18 protein-coding genes and 1 pseudogene are annotated in these 17,467 nt (G+C 71.9%); 12 read left to right on the plus strand and 7 right to left on the minus strand.

Annotated features, from left to right (window positions below; genetic code table 11):
- From ACWDN5_RS13650 to ACWDN5_RS13660, 3 genes are all read left to right on the plus strand, one after another.
- Window positions 1-944, plus strand: a 944-nt coding sequence (locus tag ACWDN5_RS13650) for a hypothetical protein (RefSeq protein WP_449676505.1), incomplete at its 5' end; no start/stop codon positions are given.
- 88 nt (window positions 945-1,032) lie between these two features.
- Window positions 1,033-1,581: a hypothetical protein gene (locus tag ACWDN5_RS13655; protein ID WP_449676506.1), complete on the plus strand. Its 549-nt coding sequence runs from the start codon at window positions 1,033-1,035 to the stop codon at window positions 1,579-1,581.
- A gap of 18 nt (window positions 1,582-1,599) precedes the next feature.
- Window positions 1,600-2,004, plus strand: a complete 405-nt coding sequence (locus ACWDN5_RS13660) for a VOC family protein (protein WP_449676507.1) — start codon at window positions 1,600-1,602, stop codon at window positions 2,002-2,004.
- A gap of 25 nt (window positions 2,005-2,029) precedes the next feature.
- On the opposite strand, the gene ACWDN5_RS13665 is transcribed toward ACWDN5_RS13660, so the two are convergent.
- The 3 genes from ACWDN5_RS13665 to ACWDN5_RS13675 form a co-directional block, all read right to left on the minus strand.
- Entirely contained in the window at window positions 2,030-2,428 is a 399-nt protein-coding gene (locus tag ACWDN5_RS13665) for an ATP-binding protein (protein WP_449676508.1), read from the minus strand.
- A gap of 86 nt (window positions 2,429-2,514) precedes the next feature.
- Window positions 2,515-3,300 (minus strand): GAF and ANTAR domain-containing protein, encoded by a 786-nt coding sequence (locus ACWDN5_RS13670; RefSeq protein WP_449676509.1) that lies wholly within the window; start codon window positions 3,298-3,300, stop codon window positions 2,515-2,517.
- A gap of 39 nt (window positions 3,301-3,339) precedes the next feature.
- On the minus strand, window positions 3,340-3,840 hold the full coding sequence (locus ACWDN5_RS13675; protein ID WP_449676510.1) for a substrate-binding domain-containing protein: 501 nt from the start codon (window positions 3,838-3,840) through the stop codon (window positions 3,340-3,342).
- Window positions 3,841-3,850: 10 nt separating this feature from the next.
- Here ACWDN5_RS13675 and ACWDN5_RS13680 point away from each other — a divergent pair, with 10 nt between their 5' ends.
- The 5 genes and pseudogenes from ACWDN5_RS13680 to ACWDN5_RS13700 all read left to right on the plus strand — a co-directional run bounded on the left by ACWDN5_RS13680 (window position 3,851) and on the right by ACWDN5_RS13700 (window position 7,036).
- Entirely contained in the window at window positions 3,851-4,432 is a 582-nt protein-coding gene (locus tag ACWDN5_RS13680; protein ID WP_449676511.1) for a hypothetical protein, read from the plus strand.
- 90 nt (window positions 4,433-4,522) lie between these two features.
- The gene (locus ACWDN5_RS13685; RefSeq protein WP_449676512.1) at window positions 4,523-4,645 is read left to right on the plus strand and encodes a hypothetical protein; all 123 of its coding nucleotides are present in this window, start codon (window positions 4,523-4,525) and stop codon (window positions 4,643-4,645) included.
- Window positions 4,646-4,662: 17 nt separating this feature from the next.
- A pseudogene (locus ACWDN5_RS13690) lies at window positions 4,663-4,974 on the plus strand (glycoside hydrolase family 3 N-terminal domain-containing protein); the annotation flags it as partial.
- A 285-nt stretch (window positions 4,975-5,259) separates the two neighbouring features.
- Window positions 5,260-5,838, plus strand: coding sequence for a TetR/AcrR family transcriptional regulator (locus ACWDN5_RS13695; RefSeq protein ID WP_449676568.1), 579 nt, complete (start codon window positions 5,260-5,262; stop codon window positions 5,836-5,838).
- Window positions 5,839-6,493: 655 nt separating this feature from the next.
- A complete protein-coding gene (locus ACWDN5_RS13700; RefSeq protein ID WP_449676513.1) occupies window positions 6,494-7,036 on the plus strand; it encodes a hypothetical protein in 543 nt (180 codons plus the stop codon).
- A gap of 12 nt (window positions 7,037-7,048) precedes the next feature.
- On the opposite strand, the gene ACWDN5_RS13705 is transcribed toward ACWDN5_RS13700, so the two are convergent.
- Both ACWDN5_RS13705 and ACWDN5_RS13710 read right to left on the minus strand, forming a co-directional pair.
- Window positions 7,049-7,651, minus strand: a complete 603-nt coding sequence (locus ACWDN5_RS13705; protein ID WP_449676514.1) for a response regulator — start codon at window positions 7,649-7,651, stop codon at window positions 7,049-7,051.
- The gene (locus tag ACWDN5_RS13710; protein WP_449676515.1) at window positions 7,648-8,769 is read right to left on the minus strand and encodes a sensor histidine kinase; all 1,122 of its coding nucleotides are present in this window, start codon (window positions 8,767-8,769) and stop codon (window positions 7,648-7,650) included. Before ACWDN5_RS13710 ends, ACWDN5_RS13705 begins: the two co-directional genes overlap by 4 nt.
- Before the next feature lie 154 nt (window positions 8,770-8,923).
- On the opposite strand from ACWDN5_RS13710, the gene ACWDN5_RS13715 reads away from it, so the two are divergent.
- The 4 genes from ACWDN5_RS13715 to ACWDN5_RS13730 all read left to right on the plus strand — a co-directional run bounded on the left by ACWDN5_RS13715 (window position 8,924) and on the right by ACWDN5_RS13730 (window position 15,595).
- On the plus strand, window positions 8,924-9,808 hold the full coding sequence (locus ACWDN5_RS13715; RefSeq protein ID WP_449676516.1) for an ABC transporter ATP-binding protein: 885 nt from the start codon (window positions 8,924-8,926) through the stop codon (window positions 9,806-9,808).
- 13 nt (window positions 9,809-9,821) lie between these two features.
- On the plus strand, window positions 9,822-10,541 hold the full coding sequence (locus ACWDN5_RS13720; RefSeq protein WP_449676517.1) for an ABC transporter permease: 720 nt from the start codon (window positions 9,822-9,824) through the stop codon (window positions 10,539-10,541).
- A 29-nt stretch (window positions 10,542-10,570) separates the two neighbouring features.
- On the plus strand, window positions 10,571-12,007 hold the full coding sequence (locus ACWDN5_RS13725; protein ID WP_449676569.1) for an alpha/beta hydrolase: 1,437 nt from the start codon (window positions 10,571-10,573) through the stop codon (window positions 12,005-12,007).
- Between the two features lie 426 nt (window positions 12,008-12,433).
- Window positions 12,434-15,595, plus strand: a complete 3,162-nt coding sequence (locus tag ACWDN5_RS13730) for a hypothetical protein (protein ID WP_449676518.1) — start codon at window positions 12,434-12,436, stop codon at window positions 15,593-15,595.
- 9 nt (window positions 15,596-15,604) lie between these two features.
- On the opposite strand, the gene ACWDN5_RS13735 is transcribed toward ACWDN5_RS13730, so the two are convergent.
- Window positions 15,605-16,243, minus strand: coding sequence for an RICIN domain-containing protein (locus tag ACWDN5_RS13735; protein ID WP_449676570.1), 639 nt, complete (start codon window positions 16,241-16,243; stop codon window positions 15,605-15,607).
- A gap of 12 nt (window positions 16,244-16,255) precedes the next feature.
- The gene (locus ACWDN5_RS13740) at window positions 16,256-17,281 is read right to left on the minus strand and encodes a glycoside hydrolase family 27 protein (protein ID WP_449676519.1); all 1,026 of its coding nucleotides are present in this window, start codon (window positions 17,279-17,281) and stop codon (window positions 16,256-16,258) included.
- Window positions 17,282-17,467: the final 186 nt, after the last annotated feature.

Below are 17,467 nucleotides of genomic sequence, written 5' to 3' on the forward strand. Positions count from 1 at the left end.
CGGCGGGTTCGCCGCGGGCGGGCGTGCCGGCCGGTCAGGACCCGGTGGGTTCGTCGCGGGGGAGCGTGTCGGCCGGTCAGGACGCGGCGGGTTCGTCGTGGGTGGGCGTGTCGGCCGGTCAGGACCCGGTGGGTTCGTCGTGGGTGGGCGTGTCGGCCGGTCAGGACGCGGCGGGTTCGTCGTGGGTGGGCGTGTCGGCCGGTCAGGACCCGGTGGGTTCGTCGTGGGTGGGCGTGTCGGCCGGTCAGGACGCGGCGGGTTCGTCGTGGGTGGGCGTGTCGGCCGGTCAGGACCCGGTGGGTTCGTCGCGGGGGAGCGTGTCGGCCGGTCAGGACGCGGCGGGTTCGCCGCGGGCGGGCGTGCCGGCCGGTCAGGACCCGGTGGGTTCGTCGCGGGGGAGCGTGTCGGCCGGTCAGGACGCGGCGGGTTCGTCGTGGGTGGGCGTGTCGGCCGGCCGGGACGCGGCGGGTTCGTCGCGGGCAACCGTGCATGCCCTCCCGCACCGAGGCCGGCGGACTCCGGCGCGCCGGCTGTTCCGGTACGCGGCTGCGGTCGTGGCGGCGGCTTTGGTGGCGGTGACGTGGGTGGTGACCGCCTCCGGCGGCGACCCCGGCCGGGTGGTGGCCGAGGCACCGCTGAGCCGCCAGCCGGCCGCACCGGCCGGGGCCGGCGGGCAGGTGCAGGTCGTCGACGACGGGTCCGGGACGGTGCGGCTGAAGGTGCGGCTGACCGGGATGCCGGCCGCGGAGGGCCTCTACGAGGTCTGGCTCTACGACGGCGTGAACACGATGATCCCGCTCGGTGTGACGGCCGGGGCCGACCTCGAGGTCGCGGTTCCGCCGGGGCTTTCCCTGAGCCGGTTCCCGGTGATCGACGTGTCGGCCCAGGCGCTGGGGCAGCAGGAGCACGGGACGAGCATGCTGCGCGGGAGCGTCCGTGCCTGATCGCCGGGAAACTTCCGCACGGCTGCATCCGATCCGGGGCCCCGGCTCGTATCCCGGGTGTCCAGTCCTCATCGGGAACGGAGTCATCATGCGCGTTCGGATGCTCGGGATGTCCATCGTGGCCGCGGCGGCGCTGGCCGGCGTGGCCGCGGCGCCCGCCCAGGCGGCGCAACCGGCCCACGCCGTCTCGCACCACCACCCGTACCACTTCGGGAAAGGCCGGACCGACCTGACGCTCGACCCGGCGGCCGCGCAGGCGCTCACTTCGCTGGGAGTCAAGGTTTCGCCGGTCCTGGCCCGGGTGAGCCACCCGGGCGGCAAGACGGTCTTCGGGTTCACCATCGTCGGCAACCCCGAGGACGGCACCATCGAGCACCTCGGCGGGCTGCTGCTGCGCGCGGGCGGCAGCTGCCTGTACCTGACCAGCTACACCATCGAGCTCGGGCGCGGGGTGGTGAGCGGCCGGATCGACTTCCGGACCCGCGCCGACCTGTTCACGATCGGCGCGGCGACCCCCGCCGGGGTCACCTTGGCGTTGACGGCACCGGCCGCGGCGCTGCTGAACAAGACGTTCGGCGTCAGCGCGTTCACCGCCGGACTGGTCATCGGCTACGGGAACCCGATGATCCGCAAGTGACCGGAAGGAAAGGGCACCATGGACACACCGGGTCTGCACGCCTACCTCAGCTACCGGGACGCGGCCGCGGCGCTCGGCTGGCTGACCGCGACGGGGTTCGCGATCGTGTCCCGTGTGGACGGTGCCGACGGCGGCGTCGTCCACGCGGAGGTCGGGTTCGGGGCGGTCGTGCTGATGATCGCCACCGCGGACGCGGACTACGACCGGCCGCGGTTGCTCGGCCGCAGCACCGGGGACGGGCTCTACCTGTGGTTCGACCGGCCCGGATCGGTGGACGGCTGGTTCGGCAGCGCCGTCGCGGCGGGTGCACGGGCGGTGATCGCGCCGGAGGACACCGAGTGGGGGACGCGCCGCGCCCGCGTGCTCGACCCGGAGGGCAAGGAGTGGAGCGCCGGGACCCATCGCCCGGGCACGACCTGGTGAGGGCTCTCCTCCGCCGGTGGCCCGGTCAGCGCGGGCGGGTCAGGTCGATCTCGGCCCACACCGTCTTGCCGGTGGGCCGCTGAGACTGACCCCACGACACGCTCATGCCGGCCACCAGCTTGAGCCCGTGCCCGCCCTCGGCGGAGGGCGGCTGCGGGCAGGCCGGATCGATGCACGTGTCGTCGACCTCCACCGAGAGCCAGTTCGGCTTGCGCAGCAGCCGGACCTGGCGGGGCGGCGACCCGTGCCGGAGCGCGTTCGAGGCCAGCTCGTCGACCACCATGAGTGCGTCGACGCGCTGGTCTTCGGGCAGGTCCTGCAGCAACCGGTCGGCCCAGGCGCGCACCCTCGCCAGCTCGGCGAGGTCGTCGGCGACCTCCAGCGCGATCACCCGCAACGAGTCGTCCAGCTGCTCGGTAGGCATCGAGGCCCTTCCTGTCCGTCGAGACGAGTCCGTGTGGGCCAGTGACTACCCGCTCGCCGCGGCGATCAACCCGCCCGCCGGAGAGTTCAGCCGGTGGGCAGGTCGATCTCGGTGTGCCGGTCGGCGAGCGTGCGGGCGAGGTCGGCGAGCTTGACGTTGAGGTCCTGGGACGTGCGCCGCAGGACGTCGAACGCGTCGTCCGCGGAGACGCCCCGGCGCGCCATGATGATGCCCTTGGCCTGGCCGATCACGTCCCGGCTGTCGATGGCTTTGCGCAGGTGGGTGGCCTGCAGCTCGGCTCGGGTGACGGCGTCGGTGGCGGCCAGGGCGAGGGAGGCGTGGGTGGCGAGCAGCAGCAGGACGTCGCGGTCGGCGGCGTCGAGTCCGTGGCGGTCGCGGGAGTAGACGTTGAGCGCGCCGCTCGTCTCGCCGGCCGGTGGCCCGCTGATGAGGGCGGTGGACAGCACCGAGCCCATCCCGAGTTCCGTGGCGGCCGGCGCCCAGCGGGGCCAGCGCGGTTCGGCCGTGAGGTCGGGGGCGATCGCGACGGCCGGGCCGCCGGGTTCGGCGGCATCGACGCAGGGGCCTTCCCGGAACCGGTACTGCAGCCGGTCGAGTTCGGTGGCGACCTCGTCGGTCTCGGCGGGGGTGTGGAAGCCGCCGTCGGCGTCGAGCAGCGTGAAACTGGCGAGGTCGGCGTCCGGGACCATCACCGTGGTGGCTTCGAGCACCCGCTGCAGGACGTCTTCGACGGTCGGGGCGGTGAGCAGGGTGCGCGTCAGCTCGGCGAACTGCCGGGCCAGGGGCCCGGGCGCGAGGAGGTCGGAGACGAACGCCTCTTTGTCGCGCCGCCAGTCCTGGTCACTGCTCATGCCGGTCTCCCCGAGTCGCTGCGGAAGACGGCTGTGTGCTCAACCATCGCGACGACCAACGTAGCCCGCCGAGCCGCCGGCCGCTACGAGCGACGGTTTCCGGCCGGCAACGGTCGCCCGGGTGGCGGCGGGCCGGAGGTGCGGCGCCGCACCAGTTCGGTGGGCAAGGACACGTTCTCCGGCTTCGGATCGCCGCGCAGGAGGGCGAACAACAGCTCGGCGGCCAGCTGTCCTTTTCGGACCATCGGCTGCGGGATGGTGGTCAGGCCGCGGGGATCCGGCCTCCGGCGCATCGTCGAAGCCGACCACCGAGACGTCCTCGGGGACCCGCAACCCGCGCTCGGCCGCTTCGAGCACGGCGATGGCCATCGTGTCCGAGGTGACCACCGCCGCCGTCACGTCGTGGCCGGCCAGGAGGCTGTGCGCCGCCGGGACGCCCGCGGTGAGGTCGAACCCGCCGGCCTCCACCACCGGCAGCCGGTCGAAGTCCAGGCCGGCGGCTTCGGCGGCCTCCTGGTAGCCGGTGATCCGTTCGCGCACCACGCGTTCGGTGCAGGCGGCGCGCGTCGACCGTCTCGCGGAAGCCGTCCGGCACCAGGCGTTCGGCGATCATCCCGAGCCGGCGGTGGCCCAGGCCGAGCAGGTGCTCGACCTGGGTGCGGGCGGCCTCGCGGTCGGGGATGCCGACGAGCGGAACGTCCGGCAGGTGCGGGGCGTCGACGACCACGATCGGGAGGCCGCGCGACCGGAGGGTCAGCAGCGCGGGGTGGTCGTCGGGCAGGCTGTGCACGATCACGCCGTCCACCAGGCCGCGCAACGCTGCCTGGCCGTCGTCGTGGGGGAGCGGCAGGCACCGGGTGGAGGGGTCGGTGAAGGCGTATTCGAGGGTGTCCATCAGCATCACGCCGACCGCGCCGCGGCGGCCGGAGCGGAGGCCGGCGCCGACGGCGTCGGGCCCGGCGTACCCGAGCCGGGCGCCGGCCCGCGTGCCCCGCCCCACCAGGTCACGAAGCCACGGTTCGGGCTGCAGCGCACCGGCGACCGGCAGCAGGACGGCATGCGCGTCGCGTTCGCGGCGGCCGCCAGGATCGACTCGCGCTGGGCCGTCGAGAGCTTCTCCGGCCGGCCGTAGGCGTAAGTCGGCCGCGGACTTCGCGGCGTTCGCCGCCGACCTGGACGACCTCGCCGGGGAGCCGCTGCTGTTCGCGGTCGACCAGGAGCCGTGGGGGATCACCCGGCTGCACGACCTGGTGCCGCTTTCCCGGACGCCGGCACCCTGGCCGGGCTGCCCGACGAGGAGATCGCCGCGGCCGCCGTCGCGCGCGCGCCCGCGCGCTCGGGGTGAGCGTGTTCCTCTCGCCGGTGCTCGACGTCCTCTCCGGCCCGGACCCGTGGCTGACCGGCCGGACGCTGCCCTTCGGCCACGACGAGGCCGGGCGCATCGGAGCCACGTTCGTGACGGGCGTCCAAAGTGCCGGTGTGCTCGCGGTCGCGAAGCACTTCCCCGGCCACCCCGAGCTCGCCCTGGACCCGGCGTTGCACGACACGGCGCTGAAAGAGTCCGTCCCGGCGAACCTGACCCCGTTCCGCCGGGCGGTGGCGGCCGGCGTCGGCGCGATCATGACCGGCCCGGTGGTGGTGCCGGCGATCGACCCGGCCGAACCCGCTTCGACCTCGCCGGCGACGGTGGAGGTGCTGCGCCGCGACCTCGGCTTCACCGGCCTGGTCGTCAGCCGACGACCTGGACACCCCGGCCACGACCAAGGGCCGTCCGGTGCGCGAGACGGTACTGGCGGCACTCGCCGCGGGCGCGGACTTCCTTCTGCTCCCCGGCGGCCCGGAGGTGGTCCGCCGCGCGGCCGGCCCCTTCGCGCGGGGGATGGCTTGACCCCGGTTCGGTCACCTCGTGCGGTAGCATCGATGTGGAGATCATCTCCAGTTGCTACGGCGGGGGAGCGCGTGACTGCCGAGAAGCCGCTGCGGGCCGACGCCCAGCGCAAGCGCGAGGCCCTGCTCGCCAAGGCTCGGGAGGTCTTCGACGCCGGAGGTTTCTTCGACCTGCGCTTCGACGACTTCGCCCGGCTGGCCGGCGTGGGCACCGGCACGCTGTACCGGCACTTTCCCACCCGGGAGGCGCTCGCCGAGGCGGTCTACCGCGGGGAAGTCGCCACGCTGTGCGAGCGCGCCCGCCGGTTGCAGGCCACGCTGCCCCCGGCCGAGGCCTTGGCGACCTTCCTGCGCAGCATGGTCGACCACATCGACGCCCACGCGGGCCTCGCCCGAACGCTGGCCACGCTGTGGGCCGATCGATCGGGTGCCCTCGCCGAAGGCAGCCGCGCGCTCGAAGAGGCGGTCGTCGACCTGGTGGCCGCCGCGGTGCGGGACGGCAGCGTCCGCGACGACGTGGACGCCGGCGCCGTGCTGATGGCCCTGCACGGCATCGGCGCGGCCCACGACCGTCCCGGCTGGCGGACCGAGGCCGACGGTGTCATCACCCTCGTGCTGGACGGGCTGCGCCGCCCGCGCGACGACGGATAGCTCGGAGCTCCGCCGAAGAAGCCGGTGTGTCACCGACGCAATGGCTCCCTGGCCGCCCGTCGGATGACGCCGTCCGGACGAGCCGATCAGGCGTTGGTTTCGTCCGGGTCTGCCGCCTGGAGGGCGGGCCGCGACCTCGACGCCCGCGGAGGAACTCACGCGCGGCGGGGGAGGGGCACAACGTGACGCGGCGGCGACCGGAGGCGCGCGTGGGCCTGTTGGAGGGCCGGAACACCATCGAAACCGGCACCGTCTTCGTCGACGCCGCCGGGCGGGGCCTGGGCGAACCGACCTCCGCCGGCCCGGACGGCGCGCCGCCGAGCTCGAAGTCCCGCGCGGCGATTTCGCCCGGTCGCCGCCACGGTCTCGGTGACCACCACGCTGCGAGCCGACCTCCCGGTCATCGCCGACGGCGTCCGATCCTCGACCCGCGACCGGCTCTTCGGCGACGACCGCTCGCGCTGGTACACCGCCGTGGGCCATCCTGTCCTTCTCCCGCGCGAAGACCTGACACGCCCCGGCCGGCGACGCGGCCCGGTGCGTCACCCCGATCGGCGGCGGCGCGTCACTCGCGCTCGTGACCCACGAGGAGAGGATGCGGCCGCTATTGCTCACCGGCGCTGCGGCCGGGAGCCCCGGCGGTCACGATGGACGGGTGACGCGGTGGACGGTGGGCAAGCGCTTCCGGCAGGTGCTGGTGTTCCTGCACGTGGCGGTGTCGGTCGGCTGGATGGGGGCGGGCGCGGCGAACGTCGTGCTCGCGATGACGGCCGGCTACACCGGGGACGCGGCGGTGCGGCGGGTGTCGTACGTGCTGATCGAGCGGATCGACGATTTCGTGGTCATCCCGGCCGCGTTCGCCACGCTGGCCGGAGGCGTGGTGCTCGGCCTGGTGACGAAGTGGGGGGTCACGCGGTTCTGGTGGGTGCTGGTGAAGCTGGTCCTCACGGTGGCGGTGATCGGCTACAGCACGTTCGGTCTCGGGGTCTGGGTCGAACAGAGCATCGCGGCGGCCGGTTCCGGGGTCGAGAGCCCGGTGGCCGGCCGGCTGGCCTACGGGGCCGGGCTCAACATCCTGGCGTTCTTGTTCATGACGTGGTTGTCGGTGGCCAAGCCCTGGGGCCGCACCCCGTGGGCGCGCCCGCGACCGGCCGGGCGAAGCCGGGCCCTCGCTCCGGCGACGTCCGTGCACCGGTGACGGCCGGGGCGGTCACAGCCAGTCGTGCTCGTGGGCGTAGCGGGCCGCTTCGTGGCGGGTGCGGGTCTGGGTCTTCTGCATCGCGTTGGACAGGTAGTTGCGCACCGTGCCCTCGGCCAGGTGCAGCCGGGCCGCGATCTCGGCCACCGAATACCCCTCGCGGGTCGCGCGCAGGACGTCGAGCTCGCGTTCGGTCAGCGGGCAGTCGTCGACGACGGCGAGCGCCGAGACGTCCGGGTCGATCCAGCGCTTGCCCGCGTGCAGGGTCTGGATCACCGCCGTGATGTGCGCCGGTTCCGCGGCCTTGCTGACGAACCCCTGGACGCCCAGCTTCAGCGCCTTGCGCAGGACGCCGGGGCGGGCGTGCCGGGTCAGCATGAGGACGACCTGCTCCGGGCGGGCCCGCCGGATTTCCGCGACGGCGCCGAGACCGTCCACCGCCGGCATTTCGAGGTCGATGACGAGCACGTCGGGGCGGTGCCGCAGGGTGGCCGCCACCGCCTGCTCGCCGTCTTCGGCCTCGGCGAGCACGGTGATCCCGCCCTCCAGCGGCAGCAGCGCCGCCAACGCCTTGCGCAGCAGCGCTTCGTCGTCGGCGAGCACCACGGTCGTCATCGGACGGCTCCGTCGAGCTCCGGGAACGCCACCGCCGTCAGGAACCGGCCGTCCTCGTGCGACACCTCGAGCTCTCCTCCGTTCTCCGCCAGCCGGTGCCGCAACGCCGAAAGCCCGCCGGGCGGACCGGGTTCGCCCGCGCCGTCGTTGACGATGGCGATCCCGGTGCGGCCGAGCGTGATCCGGACGTGCCGGGCTTCGGCGTGGCGCAGGATGTTCGTCGTCGTCTCGCGCAGGACCTGGCCGAGCAGCTCGCCGACGCGGGCGTCCGGCTCGGCTTCCCGTTCCAGGCGCACGTGGATGCCCGCCGCCTCGAACAGGTTCTTCGCGTTCTCCAGCTCCGCGGACAGGTTGAGCCGCCGCTGCGCGTAGGCGAGCTCCTTGGTCTGGACGATCGTGTCGCCGACGAGCGTGTGCACCTCGCGCAGCTCCTCCCGCGCGCGGTCCGGGTCGGCGTCCAGGAGCTTCTCTGCCAGCGCCACCTTCAGCTTCACCACGTGCAGCGTGTGCCCCTGGATGTCGTGCAGGTCGCTCGCGAAGCGGACGCGTTCCCGGGCGACGGCCAGTTCCGCCTCCCGCTCGCGGGACTGCTCCAGCTCGGCGACCAGGTCGAACAGCCGCTGGGTGGCGAACATGAACCCGGTGGAGAGCAGCACGGCGATCGCCGGGACGGCCACGAACTGCACCAGCCGCGGCCCGGTGGCACCGGGGTGCACGAGCACGTTGGGCAGGCCCAGGGCCGCGACCAGCGCGGCGACCCCGAAGAGGGCCGCGAGCCGGTGGCGGCGCAGCGGGGGGACGAGGAACGACCCGACGACGGACACGCCGAAGAACGCGCCGGTGTCGTCCGTCAGCGCCCCGGCCAGCCAGACCACCGCGGTGACGGCCAGGCTCGGCCGCGCGACGCGCAGGTAGTCGCCCGCCGTCCAGCGTTCGGCCGTCGCCAGCGCCGCGACGAGCCCGACGAGCTGGATGCCGGCGTGCCACCACGACCGGGCGGTGAGCCCCAGCAGGAGCACGCCGACGAAGGCGAGCGGCGGCACCGTCGTGAGGAGGTTGAGCCGGCGCAGCCGGTCCTGCACGGCTCCGCCGGACCACCTCCGGCGGGTCTCGGTCATGGTCCTCCGGGGTCGGCGTGGTACCCGCCAGCATGCCGCACCGGCCGGGGCCCGACCAGTGACGCCACGTCATGCTTCCGGGGCCGGAATGTCACGGTGCGGTGGTGACGCGAGCGCACTGCCGCCCCGCCGCGACCGGCGCTGGAATGGCGGCATGTCCACGACACCGGTCATCGACGTCGATCGCCTCACCCTCACCTACGGCGGCTTCCCCGCCGTGAAGGACCTTTCGTTCCAAGTGGAACGCGGAGAGCTGTACGCCCTGCTCGGCACCAACGGCGCCGGGAAGACCTCGACCCTGGAAACGGTCGAAGGCCACCGCACGCCGACCTCGGGCGCCGTGCGGGTGTTCGGGAAGGATCCCCGCGACCGCGCCGCCGTCCGCCCGCGGATGGGGATCATGCTGCAGGAGAGCGGGTTCTCGCCGGATCTGACGGTGCGCGAGACCGTCGGCCTGGTCGGGCGGCTCACCCAACGCTCCGACGACGTCGGGCGCGTGCTCGGCGTCGCCGGCCTCACCGGCAAGGCCGGGACCAAGGTGGGGCAGCTGTCGGGCGGCGAGAAGCGGCGGCTGGACTTTGCCACCGCCGTGTACGGCACCCCCGAGCTGGTCTTCCTCGACGAACCGACCACCGGCCTGGACATCCAGTCCCGCGACGCGCTCTGGGACGCGGTCGACCGGCTGCGCGAGGACGGCTCGACCGTCGTGCTGACCACCCACTACCTCGAAGAGGCCCAGCAGCGCGCCGACCGCATCGGCCTGATGCACCAAGGCGCCTTCCACCGCGAGGGCACGGTCGCCGAGCTGACCCGGACCCTGCCCGCGACCATCCACTTCGGACTGCCGCCGCACGCGCCGGCGCCGCCGCTGCTGGCTTCGCGGGGCGGCGACGGCAAGTTCCTCGTGGAGACCTTCGGCCTGCAGAAGGACCTGCACACGCTGCTCGGCTGGGCCGAGGACCACGCCGTCGAGCTGCAGGACCTGGCGGCCGGGCCGACCCGGCTCGACGACGTCTTCCGCGCCATCGAACACTCCTGAGAGAAGGACTCCCATGCTCACGATCGCTCGTGGCGAGCTGATCCAGATCTTCCGCAACCGCCTGGTGCTGGTCACCGCCCTGGTGCTGCCGGCCGCGCTGAGCGCGTTCTTCGTCGCCAAGCACGACTTGTTCACCGACGGGGCCGGCATCGGCTACATCGCGACGCTGGCGCTGTTCTTCGTCGCCGGGATCGGCCTTTACACGACGTCGGTGACCACGCTGGCCTCCCGCCGCCAGAACCTGTTCCTCAAGCGCCTGCGCTCCACCGCGGCGGGCGACGCCGGCATCCTCGGCGGACTGCTGCTGCCGATCACCGTGCTCTCGGTGCTGCAGATCGCGGTCATCCTCGGCGTGCTGGCCGGGGTCGCCGGGAAGCCGGCGAACCCGCTGCTGCTGACCGCCGCCGTGGTGGCCACCGTGGTCATGATGCTGGCGCTGGGGCTCGCCACGGCGGGGCTGACGAACTCGCCTGAGCACGCGCAGGTGACGACGTTGCCGGTCAGCATCGGCGTCCTCGCCGTGTCGGGCTGGGTCGGCCTCACCGGCACCGGCGACCTGACGTTGCTCAAGCGCCTGCTGCCCGGTGGTTCGGCGACCGAGCTGGTGCTGAACGCCTGGAACGGCGGCGTCCCGCTCGCCGGCTCGCTCGTCCTCTTCGCGCCGACGCTCGCCTGGGTCGTCGTCGCCGTCGCGCTGGCCGCGCGGCTCTTCCGCTGGGAACCGCGCCGCTGAACCGCGGCCGGACGAAAGGAACAACGATGCTGCGCAAAACCCTGCTCACCACCGCGGTCGCCGTGCTCGGCGCGACGGCCGTGTCCCCGGTGTCCGCCGCGACCGGCCCGGCCTGGGGACCGTGCCCGGCCGGTGCTTTCCCGGTCCCGGACCTGCAGTGCACGACGATGAAGGTGCCGCTGGACTACGGCGACCCGGGTGGCCGCACGATCGATCTCGCCGTGTCGCGCATGCCGAGCAAGCACCCGGAGAAGCGCCGCGGCGTGCTGTTCACCAACCCGGGTGGCCCCGGCGGCGAGGGCCTGGACTACCCGCAGGTGCTGAAGTACCTGAAGCTGCCGGAGAGCGTGCTGGACGCCTACGACGTCATCGGGTTCGACCCGCGGGGCGTCGGGCGCAGCACGCCGGTGACGTGCAACCTGACGCCGGAGCAGCTGGCGATCGGCAACCTGCCCTACGCCGGCGGCCCGGCCGACGTCGTGAAGCAGGCGAAGCTGGCGAAAACCGAGGCACAGCAGTGCCGGGACGCCGCCACCGGCCCGATGCTGCCCCACGTCACCACCGCGAACACCGCACGGGACATGGACCGCATCCGGGCCGCGCTGGGCGAGCCCAGGGTGTCCTACCTCGGTGCGTCCTACGGCACGTACCTGGGCGCGGTGTACGCGACGATGTACCCGGACCGCAGCGACCGCATCGTGCTGGACAGCAATCTCGGCCCGGACGGCTACGACATCACGGCGATGCGCGCCTTCGCGCGGGGCATGGAGGACCGCTTCCCGGACTTCGCGAGGTTCGCCGCGGCGCACCCGGAGTACGGCCTCGGCCGCACACCGGCCGAGGTGACGGCCAAGTTCCACGAGCTGGCGGCGCGCTTGGACCGCACCCCGGTGGCGGAGGTGACGGGCTCGGTCTTCCGCGGCTTGACGTTCAGCGGCCTGTACGCGACGGACCTGGCCCCGCTGGCGGCGGATTGGCAGGCCCTCGACCAGGGCCGGCCACCGAAACCGGCGCCCGTGTGGGGCTCGGTCGAGAACCTCTTCGCCTCTCGGTTCGCGGTGATCTGCGGCGATGCGGCGTGGCCGCGATCGGTGGCGACGTACCAGCTGAACGTGGCGGTCGACCGCCTCCGCTACCCCCTGCTCGGCGCGGCCACGGCGAACATCTCGGCGTGCGCCTACTGGGCACCCCCGAAGGAGCAGCCGGTGCGGATCACCGGCCACGGCCCGGCGAACGTCCTGCTGGTGCAGAACGACCGCGACCCGGCAACGCCGTTGGTGAACGCGGTCAAACTGCGCGCGGCATTCGGCGAGCGCGCCCGGATGGTGACGGCCGACCAGGGCGGCCACGGCGTGTACCTGGGGCCCAACCAGTGCGCGAACACGGCGGTGACGAACTTCCTGGCGACGGGGGAGCGGCCGGTGCGTGACATCCACTGCGCGGCCCAGCCCGGCGGGGGTTCCTGAGGGACCGCTTCCCCCGGTCACCATTCGGGGTGCTGACCCGCAGTGTCGGGTTCGGTGGACGGTCGCGAGCGTCGGGCCAGGCTGCCGTTGCGCGCTGATGAGGAAATCGGCGGTGTGGCCGGGCCATAGCGGCTCGGACTGCGGATTGGATAGTCGAACGCGGGGAGTCGCGCACTCGGGCGGTCGAGCGGCGCGGCGAGTGACCTGTCGAGCTGAAGCTGGGCAACCGCGCGCACCAGGCACCGTGCGTGAGGCGGGGGAAAGCGGGTGAGGGAAACCTCGAGGAAGAACAGTTTGATTTACCCTCTATCGTGGTTCTGATCTTACTTTGAGTATGCCTTCTTGGCTGCAGTGGGCCCCTGGGGGCACCAACGGGTGACATTCGCCGTTCTTTCAGGGGCCCACTGTGCGTGGGTGTTTCGCCGTGTGGAACAGCCGCTCGGCGCAGCAGCTGTCGCCGGACTGGACTGCGTCGCGCCCGCTCGGGCACCGTACGACGCAGCAGTCCTGCTGGGGTGGCGCACCAGTGTCGCGTTCGCGGGACAGCAATCCCCCGAATGGATCGTTGAAGGCGAGAAGTTGAAACGACGCGACGGTGGGCGGGAAGCGGTCTCGTCGACAGATGCGCCAGCGGGTATGCCGTTGACGAACTGCACGCCATCCCAGCTCGAGATCCGCTCGGTCGTCGGCATGGGCCGGGCGAACTCGACCATGCAAACCGAGCTGACGGCGTACTTCCGTCGCAGTCACGATGAAGAGGTACAACGGCGGGTCTCGGCGATCGCGGGTGGCTCGAGCGGCGTGGTGACGTTGGTCGGCCGGCCGAAGTCGGGGATGAAGCGGGCGTTGTGGGAAGCGATCCGGTCGAGCAAGCCGGGTATGCTCGCGCCGTTGCTGGACGGGTGGTGGATCTGGCCGGGAACCAGCCCCAGCAATCCCCGATCGCTGCTGGCACAGCTCGGTGGATTGCCGGCGCGAACGGTGTTGTGGCTCCCCAATGCGGCGCGCTATCTGCTCGACTACGGCCCTGAAGTGGGTGAGCAGGTGGCTCGTGCGTTGCGCGAGTTGGTCTATGACGTCCAGCGTGGGCCGATGATGGTGTTGTTGACCTTGAGCCCACACGACATCCACAGGCTGACCGACTCGTCATCGCCGGTTCAGGCGCCGCTCAGCGGGCATGCGCGTCAGCTCCTGGCCGGCAGTGTGATCAACGTCCCGGATCGCTTCACCGATGCCGAAGTCGTCGCGGCGCGGAATTCGGAGGACCCGCGGATCGTGGAGGCCGCGGAGCGCAGCACCGACGGCTACGTGATCCAGTACCTGGTGGAGGCTCCGGATTTTCAGGCCCGGTTCTCGATGGCCAGCCCGGCCGCCAGAGCGATCATGCAGTGCCTCATCGACGCCCGGATCATCGGCCACGGCCCGTGGATGCGGGCGCAGCTGGTGAAAGCCGGAGCCGTGGAGTACCTGCCGGCGTGGGAGCGGGCCCGGCTGAGCGAGAGCTGGTTCGAGGAGGCGATCGAGCAGCTGACGGCCTGTGGAGTCGGCGACACCGGGATGCTGCTGGCGCGTACCGGCGATGGCTCCGACGCGAGAGTGACGGAGCAGATGTACCGGCTCAACGACTACCTGGAATGCCAGTTTGTCACTGAGGCGGGAAAGCATGCACTACCGGCCCGGCATCTGTGGTCCGCACTGTTCGCTTTTTCGGCACCGAGCAGCTTGATCCCGATGGGACGCGAGTGCCGGCGCCGGGGCCTCCTTCGCGAAGCGGCGCAGTTTTTCAAGCTGGTGCGTAACGGCGCAACGTCGGCCGCGCGCCGCGAACTCGCCGACATGATGCGCAGTTGTGGTCGATTCGACGACGCGCTCGATCTGTACCGCACTCCCGCCAGCAGTCGTGTTCCCGCTGCCGTGCTCGCCGGAGGCCAGATCCTGCTGGAAGCGGGACGGCCCGAGGCGGCGGCGGAGTGGCTCGGCCAGGGCGCGGGACTGGGGGACGCGGAGTCGCTGAAGCTGGAGGCCATCGCCCATGTGGAGGCCGGACAACGGCAGAAGGCGGTAGAGGTCTACCGACGCTTGGCCAAAGGGGGCGACGTCAATGCCGCTGTCGTCGCGGCCGAGATGATCGCCGAGGAATCCGGGTACGAAAAGGGCGTCAGCTTCCTCAGCGTGCTGAGGACGGCGACGGGGTTGAACACCTTGCCCGGGATCGCCGAGCTCGTTGCCGAACACGTCGGCGAAGCACGGGCGGTCCGGTGGCTGTGGGAACACGCGCAAGCCGGCGACGCCGATGCCTACCTGGTCGGGGCGGATCTGCTGCTTGGCCGTGGTGAGATCGAGGAGGCGCTGCGCTGGTGTGACCGAGCGATCGAGCTGAACGTCGCGGGCGCGCGCATCCACGCAGCCAGGATGTACGCCCGCGCCGGCCTCAGCGATACGGCACTGGCGCACGCCCAGCAAGCTGCTCGCCAAGGTGGACCGCAGGCGCTCGCCGAAGTCGCCAAAGTTCATGTGGAGCGCGGCCTTCGCCGTCGAGCGATGGAATGCTACGCAGAGGCCGCAGCACGCGGACACGACGAGTCGTGGGTGTCGGCCGCGGAACAAGCCGCGTTCCTCTCCGAGGTGGGTACCGCTGCCGATTACTACCGGCGGGCCCGCGGCGCGGGATCGCCGCAGGCGGCGGCGCGGATCGCCGTCGCATTGTGTCGTCCCGAGAAGCCGGAGACGATTCACGAGGCGTTGCGGTGGTATCTCGGTGTAGTCGATTCGGCTCACCCGGATACCGCACTGCCGGTGGCGGATTTCCTGGGGGGTGATGCCGCCAAAGTCGCTCTCGAGGCGTACTCGGCTCGCCATGGGGCGGACCCGGGCACGGCGATGAAGTGGCTGGCCGAAGGATTTGCGTTGGCCGCGAGAAGAGCCGCGGCGGCGAACGCGTCGTTGCAGGAATCCACCAACACCGCGAAATTCCTGGGGGAGATGCCCTTGAGGGAGTTCGGTGGTGCGGTGTACTGGTTCGAGCAGGCGGCTTGCCACGGCTACCCCGCCGCACGGGTGCAAGCCGCGGAATTGCTGCTGGAGTTCGATCGCACGTCCGAGGCGTTGGTGCTGCTGCGGGAGGTGCAGTCGACGGGACTGCTGCGCAGGACGGATCCGCGGCTGCTGGTCGCGTTGATCAGGGAGAAGCACTTCGACGAAGCGCTCGCGATGATCGAGTCCGAACTGGACGTCGGGGAGACCGCCCTGATCGGTGATGTGGTGTCGGCGCTGCTCCGGGTCGATCGGACCAAGGATGCGATGAGGCTGCTGTCGCGTGCCGTTGACGCCGGGAATGTGTCCGCTCGAGTCATCCTGGCCGACCGGCAGGTGCGGCAGAACCGGTACGACAAGGCGCTGGATCACTACCTTGTCGCCTTCTGCCGCGGGCGGGCCGATGTCTGGGACAAGGTCGAGCGGATCTTGAAGGCCAACGGTGATGTCACCACTCTTGACGAGCTGCGGATGTACGGCGTGACGGTCGAGGGCAAGCCGAGTCTGCCGTGGACGTTGGAGGACCTGGCTGTGTCCGAGTCGACTCAGGGATGACGCTCACGCTCACGCCGCGGGTGCGGTCCACTGCTGGTTCGCTTGGCCGTTGCACGCCCAGAGGAGCACCTTGGTGCCGTTCGCGGTGCCCTGGCCGCTGGCGTCCAGGCAGAGGTTCGACTGGACGCCGGTGATCGTGCCGTTCGTGTTGACCGTCCACTGCTGGTTGGCCTGGCCGTTGCAGTCCCAGATGACCACCGCCGTCCCGTTGGCGGTGCCCTGGCCGGATGCGTCGAGGCACTTGTTGCCGTAGACCGTCAGCTGGCGGCTCGCCGTGCGGGTCCAGGTCTGCCCCGGGCCGCCCTGGCAGTCCAGCAGCTGCACCTGGGTGCCGTTCGCCGTGGTCGCGTTGGGCACGTCGAGGCAGCGGCCGGACTGCTTGCCGGTGATCGGCCCGCCGCCGGCCGGGGGCGTGCCGTCGGTGCCGGTGATCGTGAGCAGGACCGCCTCGCCGGCCGGGACCGAAGTGGCGTAGCTCGAGGTGAAGGTGCCGCGGTCGGCGCCGGCCCAGACGTCCCGGACGACCGCCGAGCCCGACAGGCCCAGCGCCGACCACCGGGCGGTGATGGTGGCGGCCGAGCCGGTGCGGTTGAGCAGGACGACGGCCCGGCGGCCGGTGCCGGACAGCACCTTCTGGTAGACCTGCAGGCCCGAGGCGTCCTAGGCGACCTTGGTGCCCTGACGGCCGAGCGAGTCCTGGTCGATGGCGATCATCTCGCGGTTGGTCAGCGTCGCGCGGGTGGCCGCGCTCATGTCGCTGGGCTTGTTGCCCGCGATCAGGGGGGCGCCGGAGATCGCCCAGAGGCTCAGGTGGGTGCGGTTCTGCGCGTCGGAGAAGCCGGGCAGGCCGGCGATGAGCATGTCGGGATCGTTGTAGTGGCCGGGACTCTGCGCGCTGGGGTGCTGTGCGGCGTCGAAGTTGGCCAGCATCTTCGACATCGAGGGCCGCTCGCCCCAGTAGATGATGTCGCCGCTGGTGCGCCACAGGTTGGCGATGCCGGGCGCCCAGTTCCAGGGCTGGTTGCCGCCCCATTCGCAGACGGAGAAGGTCATCGGGCGGCCGGTCTGGGCGGTGGCGCGCGAGATGGAGTCGCTGATCTGGGTGTAGGCGGTGCGCGCGTTGAGGCCTTCGGCGTTGCCGCCGCACCAGTCGACCTTCACGTAGTCGAAGCCCCAGCGCGAGAACTGGAGGAAGTCCTGGTCGTAGTGGCCCTCGGCGCCGGTGCCGGGGTAGGCGGGGTGCCCGGTGGGGTAGTAGTAGCCGCAGCCGTTGCGGCCGGCGTCGGTGTAGATGCCCGCCTTCAGGCCCTTGCTGTGGATGTAGGCGGTGATGGCGGACATCCCGCCCGGCCACTTCGCGGTGTCGACGGTGATGTTGCCGCTCGCGTCGCGGCTGCCGGTCCACCAGCCGTCGTCGATGTTGACGTACTCGTAGCCCGCGTCCTTCATGCCGGAGGACACGAGCGCGTCCGCCTGCTGCTCGATGACGGTGTGGTCGATCGCCCCGGCGAAGGAGTTCCAGGAGTTCCAGCCCATCGGCGGCTTGGTGATCGGCGCCGGCGCGGCGGCGGCGCTCGACGGCGTCGCGAGGGAGAAGAGGGCGGCGATCAGTGCGCAGACCGTCCACAGAGGACTCAGCGGGCGCTTGACTCGGCGTGCTTGCGCGTGCGGCAACGGAACCCCCATCGGCAGTGACGGTGGAAGTGTGAACGCTAACACAGGTGCCGCCGAGGAGGCTTTTTCCGCTGAAACTTTCAGTTTTTCGCGCCGGAGTCGGGCGGTGCGCCGCCCCTGGTGGTCGGCGCGCCACCGGACCCACTCCCGCAGGCAGCGAGAACGGCCCGGGCCGCGCCGACCCCGAAGAGCCTTCAG

It is taken from the genome of Amycolatopsis sp. NPDC003731, from assembly GCF_053586895.1.